At 71.5% G+C, this 13,213-nt stretch carries 8 protein-coding genes; 2 read left to right on the forward strand and 6 right to left on the reverse strand.

The window, feature by feature from the left end:
- Nucleotides 1–7: 7 nt before the first annotated feature.
- The 4 genes from ACTRO_RS04525 to ACTRO_RS04540 all read right to left on the reverse strand — a co-directional run bounded on the left by ACTRO_RS04525 (nucleotide 8) and on the right by ACTRO_RS04540 (nucleotide 6,601).
- Entirely contained in the window at nucleotides 8–466 is a 459-nt protein-coding gene (locus tag ACTRO_RS04525) for an SUKH-3 domain-containing protein (protein ID WP_034261347.1), read from the reverse strand.
- A gap of 13 nt (nucleotides 467–479) precedes the next feature.
- Entirely contained in the window at nucleotides 480–4,550 is a 4,071-nt protein-coding gene (locus ACTRO_RS04530) for an RHS repeat-associated core domain-containing protein (protein ID WP_051450308.1), read from the reverse strand.
- Nucleotide 4,551: 1 nt separating this feature from the next.
- On the reverse strand, nucleotides 4,552–5,331 hold the full coding sequence (locus tag ACTRO_RS04535; protein ID WP_157435765.1) for a WXG100-like domain-containing protein: 780 nt from the start codon (nucleotides 5,329–5,331) through the stop codon (nucleotides 4,552–4,554).
- 136 nt (nucleotides 5,332–5,467) lie between these two features.
- Nucleotides 5,468–6,601, reverse strand: a complete 1,134-nt coding sequence (locus ACTRO_RS04540) for an NADH:flavin oxidoreductase (protein WP_034261350.1) — start codon at nucleotides 6,599–6,601, stop codon at nucleotides 5,468–5,470.
- A 244-nt stretch (nucleotides 6,602–6,845) separates the two neighbouring features.
- On the opposite strand from ACTRO_RS04540, the gene ACTRO_RS46815 reads away from it, so the two are divergent.
- Nucleotides 6,846–7,298, forward strand: coding sequence for a hypothetical protein (locus ACTRO_RS46815; RefSeq protein WP_051450310.1), 453 nt, complete (start codon nucleotides 6,846–6,848; stop codon nucleotides 7,296–7,298).
- A gap of 236 nt (nucleotides 7,299–7,534) precedes the next feature.
- Nucleotides 7,535–10,759, forward strand: coding sequence for a methyltransferase domain-containing protein (locus ACTRO_RS48600; RefSeq protein ID WP_211244097.1), 3,225 nt, complete (start codon nucleotides 7,535–7,537; stop codon nucleotides 10,757–10,759).
- A gap of 58 nt (nucleotides 10,760–10,817) precedes the next feature.
- Here ACTRO_RS48600 and ACTRO_RS04555 read toward each other — a convergent pair whose 3' ends face one another.
- Together ACTRO_RS04555 and ACTRO_RS48605 are read right to left on the reverse strand one after the other, a co-directional pair.
- A complete protein-coding gene (locus tag ACTRO_RS04555) occupies nucleotides 10,818–12,077 on the reverse strand; it encodes a carbohydrate-binding protein (RefSeq protein WP_245594294.1) in 1,260 nt (419 codons plus the stop codon).
- Between the two features lie 276 nt (nucleotides 12,078–12,353).
- Nucleotides 12,354–13,037, reverse strand: a complete 684-nt coding sequence (locus ACTRO_RS48605; protein WP_051450311.1) for a hypothetical protein — start codon at nucleotides 13,035–13,037, stop codon at nucleotides 12,354–12,356.
- Between the last annotated feature and the right edge of the window lie 176 nt (nucleotides 13,038–13,213).

Genomic DNA, 13,213 nt, shown 5'->3' on the forward strand with positions numbered 1-13,213 from the left:
GAGACCTTCAGCCGCCGGGGACGTGCGGCGTCGGGCGGTTCTCGCAGAGCGAGTCGAGGGCGTCTTCGGGCGAGTCGCCGATGACGATCAGCAGCTCGTCGCGCCCGGCCCAGACCCGGCCGTCGGGCGCCATGACCAGGCTCATGCCGCTGGCTTCGCCGAACGGGCAGAGCTCGGCGCCGATCCGCTCGCCCCAGAGCCGGACCCGGATCGGGTAGATCACGTTCGTGGCCAGGGACGGGTCGATCGTGCAGGTGTCGGTCAGGGCCGGGTTCTGCGGGTTCTGGTAGGTGAACTCCAGGCCGCCGTAGCCGCGGAGGAACTCCCGCAGCACCTGCGGGACCTCGTAGTCTTCCGCGAGCAGCGGCTCGAGGAACGGCTCGATCGCGACGGCGCGGCCGCGGTGCCAGCCGGCCGCGGTCAGGCGCTCGGCGGCGGCCGGGCCGGGGGTGCGTCCGGTCGTCAACGCCCGCCTCCGGTCATCGCCTGCCTCCGCGCGGCTTGGGCGGGGTGAACAGGCTCAGGCCCGCCAAGGACACCACGCAGTTGCGGCACGGTTGGTAGACCGCGTCGTTCTTCGTGTACACGGTCGAATACTGTATCCCGGACGGCTCGACGTTCAGCGTCACGTTGCCCTTCTTGTCCACCGTGCTGTTCGCCCAGAGCGCCTTGTTCGCCGCCACGAACTCGGCGCAGTTCTGTACCTCCCACTTCTCGTTGCTCGGGTTCGGCATCTGCGACTGCAGCAGCGGGTGGATCTTGCCGACCGGTTCACCGCTGTAGCCGGTGTAGACCTGGCCGTTCGAGTCGATCGCCGCCGCGGAGGCCAGCGGCGGCGACTTGCCGGTCTGCTTGGCGTCCGCGCGCAGGTCCGCGGCGGCCTTCTTCGCCTCCCCGAAGGGGCACAGGGCCTTGAGGCCGAGCGGGTCGATCAGCGTCGCCGGGTTCTCGACGTAGGCGTAGTGGTTGGGCGCCGCGGACAGGCCGAGCGGGTCCGGGGAGACGAAGCGGCCTGCTGCCGGGTCGTAGTGGCGGTGGAGGCTGTAGTGCCAGCCGGTCTCCTCGTCGTGGTACTGGCCCGGGAAGCGCAGCGGGCAGCGCTCCGGCTCGCCGCCGCTCGTCAGGCCCCACAGGTCCGGTCCGGCCGACCAGCCGATCCGGCCGTCTTCGGCGATCAGTTCGGTGGGGCGGCCGACCAGGTCGGTGGCGATCGCGTAGAACCGGCGGTCGTATTGCGCCTGCCCGGTCTCCGGGCCGAGCCGGCGCTGCTCGACCTGGCTGACCGGCTGGTAGGTGCCCGGCAGGTAGTCCCAGGTGGTGATCTCCTCGGCCCCGCCCGTGCCGTCAGCGCCGCTCGCGCCGCCCGAAGCACCGGCGCACGCCTGCTCGACGAGTACGATCCCGTCCCAGCTGAAGACCGTGCTGCCGAGTACGGCCCCTGCTTCATCCACCTGCTCCTTGCGGATGCGGCGGCCGAGCGGGTCGTACGTGTAGCGCCACTGCGCGCCGTCCGGGGTGCTCGCCGCGACGAGCTGGTCGCGCGCGTTCCAGGAGTATGTCCACTCCCTGTTCTGCCCGGAGAGCGTGCGCACCACCGTGCGTACGACCCGCCCCTGGCCGTCGTAGTCGTAGTGCGTGCGCCCGGCCCGCCGCAGTCGCGCGCCCTCGTACGTGCGCGCACCCGCGTTCTCCTCGGACCGGCCGCCCGCCTCGGCGTGTACGAGGTTTCCGGACGCGTCGTACGCGTACTGCTGCACATCTCCCGTGGTGCTCACCGAGCGCACCCGGCCGTTCGGGTCGAGGTCGAAGGTGCTGAGCCCGGCCGCCTGGTCGTGCACGGCGGCGAGTTTGCTGTCCGCCCGATACGAGTATGCGCGTGCCCGTATGCCCGCGTACTGCGGTTCGCCCGGGGTGGTTTCGTCCAGGGCCCAGAGCCCGAGCGACTGGAGCCGGCCGACCTGGTCGTAAGCCTTCGACATGGCGGTCGCGGCGCCGATCCGGCGGCTGGTCTCCTGCCCGCGGGCGTCGTAGTCGAAGGTGATCCGTGTTCCGGCGATGGCGCAGGCCGAAACCAGGCCCTCGGCGCCGACCGCCCAGTCCGAGACCACTCCCGACGGGGTGACGCGCCTGGTGCGGTTGCCGGCGAGGTCGTACTCGCTCAGTACGGTCCGGCCGTCGACCGTCTCGCGCAGGATCTCGCCGCGCGCGTCGCGGACGTATTCCACTCTGCTCTCGGCGTTGTACGCGCACACGAGCAGGCCGCGCACGTCGTAGTCGTAGCGGGTCGCGCAGGTCTCGTCGCGCACCTCGAGCAGGTCCCCGGCCTCGTTCCACGCGTACTCCACGCTCTGCCCGGCGCCGTTGGTCCGGCGGGCCAGCTCGCCCAGCGCGTTGTACTCGTATCGCAGGGTCCTGCCGTCGAAGTCGGTCTCCTCGACGAGGTTGCCGGCGAGGTCGTACCCGTAGGTCCAGCAGGCGCCGCTCGGGCCGAGGACGGAGGTGAGGCGGCCCTCGGTGTCGTAGGAGAACGCGTGGCGCGCGCCGTCGGGCCCGGTGGAGGAGCGCACGAGCCCGAATCCCGCCACTTCGTACACGCTGCGCCCGCCGAGCCGGTCCACCCGTTCGATGACGTTGCCCTCCCCGTCCCGCACCAGGGTCTCGACCGCGCCGTCGGCATTGGTGGTGCTGGTCAGCCATCCCTCCGGGCTCCAGGTGCACGCCGTGCTCGCGCCCAGCGCGTCCACCGACTGCACCGGCCGGCCGAAGGCGTCGCGCCGGAGGGAGCCCGCGGGGCCGTGCGGACCGGTGACCGCCGTGATCAGCCCGGCCCGGTCCGTCTGCACCGCGGTGACGTTGCCGAGCGCGTCGGTGATCGAGGTCAGCCGTCCGCCCGGACCGTAGCCGTACGCGGTGATCAGGCCCATCGAGTCCGTGCTGGCGAGGAGGTTGCCGGCCTCGTCGTACGTGTGGTGAAAGACGCTGCCGTCCGCGTCCCACGACCGCGTCGGCAGGCACAGCGCGTTGTACTCGGTGCGCGCCGTGGCGCCGGACGGGCCGGTGGCCCGCAGGAGATTGCCCAACTCGTCGTAGGCGAACTCGACCGTGCGGCCGAGCGCGTTCGTCCTCGTCAGGAGGTTGCCGTAGGGGTCCCAGGTGCTGAGCGTGGTGCCGCCGAGCGGGTCGACCTCCTTGATCACCCGGTCGTTCGCGTCGTAGAAGTATTCGGTCACCGCGCCGAGGGAGTCGGTGGAGTAGGTCACCCGGCGCTCGGGGTCGTAGTCCATGGTGCCCGCGAGCACGGAGCCGGTGCCGCCGGTGCGCACCACCCGTCCGGCGGAGTCGTATTCGTACGTGTACTGCGTTCCGATCCGGTCCACCCACTTGGTGATCCGGTCCTCGCGGTCGTACTCCAGGACGAGCGGGAGCCCGGAGGAGTTGAAGACCTCGACCAGGTTGCCCAGCGGGTCGTAGCCGAACACCACGATCTGGGTGCCGGGGGCGCCGCCTGCGACTGCGGGCGTGCCGTCCAGCAGTCGCAGGCCGGTGATCCGCATGCCGGCCCGGGTGTCGACCGAGTCCACGGCCACCTGGTAGCCGGCGGAGTGCGTGACGAGTTCGGGCACCCCCTCCCGATCCCGCACGAAGGTGATGCGGTATCCGTTGCGGTCGGTGATCGAGCCGAGCGGGCGGTTCGTCCCGCCGACGGGCGGGAAGGCGCGCACCCGGCCGGTCTGCGGATCGGTGACGGTGATCGTGTCGGTACTGCGGTCCCAGACGAGCGGCCAACGGCTGCCCGCGTCCGGGAGCACCTGCTCGTCGCCGGAGGGCAGCGGGTAGTGCAGCACGACGCCGTCGGCCACGGCGAGGTGCACGCCCGCGGCGCCCACCTCGGCCCGCTCGTCGAAGCTCGAGGCCCAGCGGCGGCCGAACCAGCGGCCCTGCCGGTAGTTGGAGCGGAAGGTCCGGCTCAGCACCAGTGGCAGCATGCCCGGCAGGTCGAGGTCGGTGTGGGTGAAGAACATCATCCCGGAGACGACGTCGATCGGGTCCTTACACGAGTTCACGTCGTCGGCGGCGGTGTTGCTGCTGCCCTGATCCTGCGTGTGGCCCAGGGAACCCGGGTCCTCGATGCCCTTGCCGCCTGCGCCCCCGGTGCCGCCACTCCCGTCGGACGACTCTCCCCCGCCGCCGCGGCCCACGGAACCGGAGTAGCCCTCGTCCTCGCCGTGGATCCCGGAGAACGCGTCGGATGCGGCCTTGTCCGCGTCCTCGGTGCTCTCCGCGTGCTTGCCCAGCCGCAGCCCGGCGCCCCCGGTCCACCGGCCGACCTGCTTGAACATCACGCCGAGCGCTTCGGTCACGCCTCCCGTGCCCTCGGCCAGCGCCTTGCCCAGGCCGGAGGTGTCCTCGGCCGCGCTGGAGCGCAGCTTCTGCCCGGCCTGTTGCATCCGCTGGCCCATCGGCACCAGCGACTGGGAGAACTGGTGCAGGGCGGCCGCACCCTTGCGCAGCGACTCCGGGTCGATGTTGATCGGCTGCTGGTCGGACACCTCACGCACCACTTTCCACGGCCGTACTCTCCATGACCGACTGCTGGTTCCCGCCGGGCAGGCCGGTGCCGTTCGCCAGCGAGCCGGCCGCGCCCAGCGGATCGCTGAGCGCCGCCGCTCCCTGCGACTTCAGCGTGGACACGCCCTGGCCGAACCCTGATTTCGCGGCCTGGGAGAGCTGGGAGAGGTCGATCCCGTTGCCGACTCCGGCCACGTCCGCGACCAGCTGGGTGGCCAGTTCCTCCCCGGCCGACTCCAGCGCCTGGAGCACCGGGCCTTCGAGCGCGCTGAGCAGTTCCTGCTCGATCTGCCGCACCGCCTCTTCGATGATCTTCTTCATGATCCCGCGGGTGACCACGATCGCGCCGGCGGCCTCGGCCTCGGAGGCGCCGAGCGTCTCGACCGCGGCGGCCTGATCGGCGATCAGCTGCGCGGCGAGGATTCCGAGCTGCACGATCGCCGCGCCCTTCATCGCCACGATCACCCCGACCACCACGTCCAGCCCGTCGGCGAGCACGCCGAGGCCGGTGACGAAGTCCTGCATGTGGCCCTTGGACAGCTTCTTCCAGAGCGCGTCGAAGGCGGTGAGCGCCTGCGAGGAGTTCAGGTCGAGCATCTGCTCGATCTCGCTCTCCGCGTCCCCGTGCCCGCTGCCGAGGTCCGACGCGATCTGCCGGCACTCACTGGCCACCTCGCCGATGGCGTCCTCGTCGATGTTCGGCCACTGGATCCCGATCGCGTCCAGGACCCAGACGAGCTCTTGCGGCAACACGACAGACACGCCGCACCCCCCTGCGGTTGTACCGACCCCGATATGACTTCGGGTCAGCATATTGCCGGATCATCTGACGGTCCACCAGAAGTCCCGCACGCACCGCCCCGGCCGTAGGCGAGGCCGGGGCGGTGCGTTCCGTCCGTCAGCTGAGCGTGCGCAGTGCGGCCGGGTCGTATGCCGAGAGTTCCTCGAAGCGGCCGGCGAGGACCTTCGCGGCCCACTGCGGGTCCTGCAGCAGGGCGCGGCCGACGGCGACCATGTCGAACTCGTCGCGCTCGAGCCGGTCGAGGAGGTCGTCGATGCTCTGGGTGGCGAAGCCCTCGCCGGCGAAGGAGCGGATGAAGTCGCCGCCGAGGCCGACCGAGCCGACGGTGATGGCGGGCTTGCCGGTCAGCTTCTTGGTCCAGCCGGCGAGGTTGAGGTCGGAGCCGTCGAACTCGGACTGCCAGTAGCGGCGGGTGGAGGCGTGGAACGCGTCGACGCCGGCGGCGGTGAGCGGGGTGAGGATCGCTTCGAGGTCCCGGGGGGTCTCGGCGAGCCGGGCGTCGTAGGCGTCCGACTTCCACTGCGAGTAGCGGAAGATCACCGGGAACGCGGGCGAGACGGCCGCGCGGACGGCGGCGACGATCTCGGCGGCGAACCGGGTGCGGCCCACCGAGTCGCCGCCGTGGCCGTCGGTGCGCCGGTTGGTGCGCTCCCACAGGAACTGGTCGATCAGGTAGCCGTGCGCGCCGTGCAGCTCGACGCCGTCGAAGCCGATCCGCTCCGCGGCCGCGGCGGACTGCGCGAACGCGGCGATCACCTCGTCCAGGTCGCGCGAGGTCATCGCGTGTCCGTCCCGGCTCTCTCCGTCGCTGTCGACGCGGATGCCCGACGGGCCCATCGCCGGGGCCTCGGGGTTGAGCCTCGCCTGCGCCCTGCGGGTCATGCCGATGTGCCACAGCTGCGGCACGATCGTGCCGCCCGCCTCGTGCACGGCCGCGGCGACCTTGGCCCAGCCGGCGAGCTGCTCCTCGCCGTGGAAGCGCGGCACCCGGTCGCTCTCGCCGGCCGAGTCGTGTCCGACGTAGGTCCCCTCGGTCACGATCAGGCCCACGCCCGCGGCCGCGCGGCGGGAGTAGTACGAGGCCACGTCCTCGCCCGGCACGCCGCCCGGGGAGAACATGCGCGTCATCGGCGCCATCGCGATGCGGTTCGGGACCGTCAGGCCGCCGATCTCGACGGGCCGGGACAGGACTTCGGCGGCGCGCGGCGCCGGGGACTCCGTGGCGGTCATGGAGGGTTCCTCGCAGTTCAGGCTGAGCGGACATATCGGTGGGCGGGCAGATGTTCTAGTTACTTAACTATCCTGTGAGGCGGACAACCGGCAAACCGGCCCCCCTATTTCCCGCCCGCAGTCGCCGGGGGCCCGGTCCGGTGGGCGCGGATCGGCTCGCGTTTGCGTAGGCGGCTACGTGTTTCCACCGATGCGGCGGCGCCGAGGGGCGGCGAAGATCGGGGGCGTCTTTGCAGTCCGCGATGTGGAGGATCAGATGGGCCTGGCGGAGCGCCGCAGCGTTGAGCGGTTCAAGAACGAGGACTACCCCGGCTGGAAGGCGCGGATCGATGAGGCCGCGGGGTTCGAGGTACCGATCGAGGTGGCATGGGAGGAGCTGGCCGTGCCCGACTACGCCGACTCGTACGCCGAGTACTTCCCCCAGGTCTACTTCCAGCCGCTGCTGGACGCGTTCGGCGCGTTCGGCGCCGATGACATGGGCAGGGACGCTCTGCGTGAGGGTGTGGTGAAGGTCGTCGTGCGCAACACCGACGAGTACTTCAGCCCGTCGGGCATCTCCTTCGCCGAGGGCGTGCTGATGTTCGACCACAAGTCGGAGTCCAACACCATCACGTCGAGGAGCGGACGAAGGCGCTGCAGGGCGTCCTGGAAGCCGGGCTCTGAGCCGGGAGCACCGGCGTACGCAAGTACGCGGTGATGCGGGCGCTGGGCGCATGTCGCCCGGCGCCCGCGTGCGTCAACTGCTGAGATGTCGGTGGGCGGCCTTGTCATAGGTCTTAGGCTCAGCTGCATGGTCGAGACTCTGATCGGTCGTGAGTGGCATCTTCGTATGCTCGAATCGGCAGTCGAGGAACTGCGGGCCGGGTCGGGGGCAGCGGGAAGAGCGCGCTGCTGTGGGCGGCTGCGGACGCGGCCCGCGCGGCGGGCGTGAGCGTGACGGCACTGCGCGGCGCCGACCTGGCTCAGGGTCCTGATGTGGATGCGCTCTGCGCCGCCGTCGGCCGGCCCCTGGTCGTGACCGTGGACGATGTGCATCTGCTCGGTGCGGACGAGGCGGGTCTGCTCGGGCGGCTGCTGGATCGCGTCGCGAGCGCACCGGTGCTGTGTGTCCTGGCCTACCGTCGGCGTCAGCTGGCACCCGGGCCGGCTGCGGCGCTCGCCGGGGCGGCGGCCGGGCGGCTGAGGGTCGCTCAGCTGGGCCCTCTCACGCGTGAGCAGGCCGCGATCATGATCGGCGATCGGCCGGACGCCGAGGAGATCTACCGCGAGGCCGCGGGATACCCCCAGTACATCAAGCTGCTGTGCACGCTGCGCGATACCGGGTCGACCGCCGAGGCCGGCGCGGCGATCCTCGGGGAGCTGGCCGGTTTGGACCCGGAAGCGCTCGCGGCGGTGCGGGGCGCCGCGGTGATCGGCGAGCCGTTCTCCGCGGCGCTGTTGGCCGACGTCACAGGGCTCGATGAGCCGGCGGCCGTGCGCGCACTCGACCGGCTCACCGGCGTCGACCTGGTACGCCCGGCCGAGCGCGGGCCTCATCTCGCGTTGCGCCACCGCGCGGTCGGCGAGGCGGTCTACGAGCGGCTCGAGCCGAGCCGTCGTTTCGCGCTGCACCAGCGGGCGGCGGACGCGCTCGCCGAGCAGGGCGCGCCGGTCGCCCGGCGCGTGCGGCACGTGACCCGGGCCGCGGATCCGCACAACCCCGAGCACGTCAGGACGCTGATCGCGGCCGCCCGGGCCACGATCTACACCTCCCCCGCCACCGCGGCCGAATACCTGCAGGCCGCTCGGCCGCTGCTGCGTGAAGGCCATGAGCACGCCCACGAGCTGCACGTGCTGCTCGCCCGCGCCCGCCTGCTGTCCGACGAGCTGTCCGAGGGCCGCGCGCTGCTCGACGCGCTGCGGTCGGCCGGGCCCGGCCAGGCCGACGCCGCCGCGCTGGACTCCAGCCGGATCGAACGGCGCCTGGGCCGGCACTTCGAGGCCGGGGCCCTGGCCCGCTCCGGGCTGGCGGCGCTCGCGGAGGCCGACTCGGCCGGCGCCGCAGCCCTCTACATCGAACTGGCCGACGGCGCGTACGACGTGCAGGATTACGAGAGCTCCCGGCTCTATGCCGAGACCGCCGCCGAGATCGCGGCGCGGCACGGGGATTACGTCGGCCAGGCGCACGCCCTGGCACAGTCCGCGCTCGGGCATCTGTTCACCGACGACGATCTGACCGCGTTGGCCCGCGCGGGCAGGGCCGCGGAACTCATCGACGCCGCTCCCGACACGATGCTGCTGACGAATCTCGCCGCGCCGGTGCAGCTGGGCATGACCGAGGGGCTTTTGGGGCGGCTCTCGGACTGTGAACGCCACCTCGCCCGGGCCGAGGCCCTGGCCCGGCGCACCGGTCAGACCTACCTCGACGGGCAGCTGCTGACCGTGCTGGCCAATGCGCAGTGCCGGCTGGGGAAACTGCGCGCGGCGATGGTCACCCTCGAACGCGTGGAGCGGCGCCGCGAGGAGCTCGGGGAGCTCGGCCTCAACCCGTCGGAGGAGGCGGTGGCCGCGAACCTGCGCGGCGCCACCCTGTATTGGCGCGATGAGCCCGGCGACGCCGAGCGGTCGGCGGCGGAGGCGGAGCGCGCGCTCGCGGTGGCGGGCGACTCGTCGACCACCTGGGCTATGACGGTCCGCTGTTTCCAGGCCGAGCTGGTCTTGTTCGCCGGCGAGCCGCTGCGCGCCCGTTCGCTGCTGCTCGAAGCGGGCGGTGAGGACCTCGCGGGGATAAGCCCGGTGCGCCGGCCGCGGTGGAGCGACACCCTGGCCGAGGTGGCCCTGGCCTTGGGCGAGGGCGCGGAAGCCGAGCGTTGGGCGGCGATAGCCGAGGGCTCTCCGCAGCGGCCCTCGACGCCGCGTTCCCATACGCTGCGCGCCAGGATGTGGGCGCACGCCGCGTGCGGCGAGCCTGAGGCGGCGCTGGTGTGCGCGCAGGAGGCGGTCCGGGAGTTCTCGACGCGCGGTGAACGGATCGAGGTGTGCCGCACGCCCTGGTGCGCGGGATCGGCCCCGATATACCCGAGTACTGGAGTTCGGCGAGGAAGAACCTGCGCAGCCGCCGCGTCCGGGAGCGTTCCACCGGGAAGATCCACGAACACACCGGGTCTTACTGGTAGGCCGGTCGCCTCCCGCGGCGCCCCGAAAACCGCTTGCCCGCAGTGGTCGCAGCCTTCTACCGTCCCTCGGGTGACATATCTCAGCCCCCTGGCTTATCTGCTCGGCGTCGAAGGTGCGGCTCTCCTGCGCGGGCTCAGGGACGGCACCGGCGACCGGGCCTTCGTCGAGGCGCGGATCGCCGAGATCCGGACGCTGCTGGCCGACCCGGCGCTGGCCGGGTCCCCGGGAATCGAGGCGGTGGCGGGCGGGATCTCGACCGGCGAGGTCTACCGGCAGTGGGCGCCGACCTACGACGGGCCGAACTCGATGATCGAGTCCGAGGAGCCGCTCGTGCGCGCCATCGTGGACGGGCTGCCGATCGGCACGGCCCTGGACGCGGCGTGCGGCACCGGCCGGCACGCGAAGCACCTGGCCGGGCTCGGGCATCGGGTGGTCGGGCTCGACGCGTCGGGCGAGATGCTCGCGATCGCTGCCCAGAAGGTGCCCGGGGCCGTCTTCCACCGCGCCGAGCTGACCGCGATGCCGCTGGCGGACGGGTCGGTCGACCTGGCCGTGTGCGCGCTGGCGCTGTGCCACGTGCCGGACCTGGCCCCCGTGTTCGCCGAGTTCGCGCGCGTGCTGCGGCCGGGCGGGCACCTGGTCGTCTCGGATCCGCACGTGCTGCTCTCCTACCTGCGTCCCATGCTCGCGCGCACGCCCGGCCCTGATGGGCGCCCGACGACGTTCGTCGAGTACCACCGGGGGCTGAGCGAGTACCTCGCGGCGGCGCTGCCCGTCGGCTTCCAGGTGCGCCACTGCGCCGAGCCGGGCATCCCCACCAAGGACTCGACCACAGCCCACGTGCCCACCGTCATCCCGGGCTCGAGCGCCCCGCAGCTCGACTGGGAGCTGCTCGGCTGGATACCGGAGGCGGTGACAGCCGTGATGAACCTGCCCTCCATCGTGCTCTGGCACTTCCAGCTGGCCGACGCGGGCAACACGGCCGGCGCGCCCGCCTTCTAACCGCGGCGGGCCGCGCACGAGGGTTCGTGCGCGGCCCGCTCTGGGTTCTACGTCAGGCTCACAGGTCGCTGATGAAAGCCTTGGTGTACTGCAGCGCGCTCGTGGAGGTGAGCGAGTCGCAGGTCGGGGACGCGTAGTCGTCGGAGCAGGGGTCGTCACGGTCCAGGGACCAGTAGTGCACCCCGGCCAGGCCGTTGCTGACCGCATACGAGCTGAGCGTGGCGACGTCGGCGATGGTGAAGGTCTCGGTCGTGGCGTCGTTCATGCCGATCATCGGGGTGACGGCGATCTTGCCGGCCGCGATGCCGTAGGTGTGCTCGAGGTTCTTGACCGCCTGGATCGCCGACTGCGCCATCTCGCAGCTGCCGGAGGTCACGACGCACACGCTGCTCGACGCGTTGCCGAAGTCCATGGTCATCAGGTTGATGACGTAGTTCTTCAGGCTGGAGCCGAGCACCGCGCGCACGACCTCGTTGCCGAGCGAGTTGACCCCGCCGTAGCTGCCGTCGGAGGCGCCGAGGGTGGCGAGGGTGAAGGAGAACTGCAGCTTCGGGTACTGCGCCTGCGCGCCGGCCGCCGCGGCGACGAGGTTCGAGATGTCGCTCTGGCTCTGGCCGCCTTCGATGTCGAAGTCGATGCCGACCAGGTTCGGGCTCGCGTAGCGGGCGATGAAGGACTCCATGCCCGACGTCGAGGCGCAGGTGAAGGTTCCGGCCGCGCCGCCGGTCGAGACGATGTAGTTCAGGTTCGCCGCGTGCAGCTGCGGGACGTTCTCCGCGGCCCAGTTCGCGCCCGAGACCCCGCCCCAGGTCTCGCTGCCGCAGGCGCCGGTGGCGAACGCGACGGTGAGCGCGGGCAGCTTCGGCACGTAGGTCGTCACCAGGCTGCCGGAGCCGACGACCGGGATCGCGGACCCCTCGACGGCCGACTGCATCTGGTAGGTGTTCCAGTTCATGTTGATCGTGACGTCTTTGTACGGGCTGAAGACCAGGCCGCTGGCCGAGCCCGTTCCCGTCGAGGTGGAGCTCGGCGTCGGGGAGGCCGACGGGGAGGAGCCCGAGGATCCGCCGGTGCACGAGCCGTTGGACGTCCACGGTTGCCCGGAGCCGGATCCGCCGTTGTTCGTGGCCGGGTCGTTGCCCTGGGTCCACCAGTTGGCGGTGTAGTTGATCCCGTTCTCGCTGACCTGGTTGCCCGCGACGTAGGCGGTGGTCGAGACCCACGCCGTGGCGCACGTGGTGGCCGCCTGTGCGGCGGGCGCCGAGACGAGCGCGAGCGTTGTTCCGCCGGCGGCCAGTCCGAGCGCCGAGCCGCTCACGAGCGCTGCGCGAAGGAACCGTTTTCCAGGAAGCATGAACCCTCCAGGGTGGTGGGAGAGGGGGTGGGAGTGCGCATCTCACCGCGCCGGTGGGGCGGCGCGGTGAGCAAGTTGTACGTGCGGCGCGCGGATTGGTCAAGACCAATCCACTAGATTGGTACAGACCAATTGATCCGCGCGGTGGACAGATGGGCCGCAACCCCTATAACAGGGACGTGATTTCCGGTCGGCCGGTCGGCCGGGTCGCTTACTCGATGGGGTGTGGCGGCTGACGGGTCAGCAGGACTCCCATCCGCCCTCGAAATCACTGCACACCTCGGCCGAGGCGATGGTGTAGCCGCCGGACGCCTCGCCTTTCTGGACCGCGCTCGTCCCCTCGTACTCCACCGTCGTCGAACACGAGACCTTGCCGCCGCCCTGCAGCTGCGCCTGCACGGCGTAGTACTGCTCGCTAGCCGAGAGCGGGATCGTCTTCGTGAACGGCAGGCGGCTCGCAGAGTCCTCAGTGCCCTCGCCGCCGTAGGTGATCTCGACGCCGTCGGGTGCGCTGCCGGCGCAGTGGAAGACGACCTGCTCGAGGTCGGGTCCGGCCCCGGCCCCGGCCGCGCTGGTGGCCGGGTCGTTCGGCTGCGGGTAGAGCGGGATCGAGGTGTATCCGGACTCTGCGGTGGCCGAGTCCTCCGCGGCCGGCGCGGAGCTCTGCGCGGCGGACGGGCTCTGGGCCGTGGCGGCGGTGTTCCCACTGGTGTCGTGCCCGCCCGCCGCAAGCGCGCCGACGATGATGAACACGACCACCGCCCCCGCCGCGAACAGGGACCAGTTGCGGACCGGGTGCCTCTTCTTCGGCGGCTCGAGCGGGACGTACGGCCCGTTCTGCTGACGGGGGCGTCCGGACCGGCTCCGCGTCGGCGCGTCTTCCTCGTACTCGTACTCGTAGGGTGGCCGGTCGTCGTAGCTCATCAGATCCCCCTGCGCATGGATGACGGAGCGTCACGGTACGCCTGTCGTTCTGTAGTCGAAAAGCACTCACGGCGATCCGCCGCCATACGCCAGGCTCGGGGCCGCTCGCAGGCAAGGGCGCCCGGCACGGTGGGGTTTCGCCTACCGTCGGCGGGGTCCTTGCACCCCTGACGCGC

The organism is Actinospica robiniae DSM 44927 (assembly GCF_000504285.1).
GTDB lineage: Bacteria > Actinomycetota > Actinomycetes > Streptomycetales > Catenulisporaceae > Actinospica > Actinospica robiniae.

Coding starts and splice junctions, on each gene's coding strand:
- ACTRO_RS04540 (WP_034261350.1), bottom strand. CDS start 6,601: ATGACCGCCACGGAGTCCCCGGCGCCGCGCGCCGCCGAAGTCCTGTCC.
- ACTRO_RS48605 (WP_051450311.1), bottom strand. CDS start 13,037: ATGAGCTACGACGACCGGCCACCCTACGAGTACGAGTACGAGGAAGAC.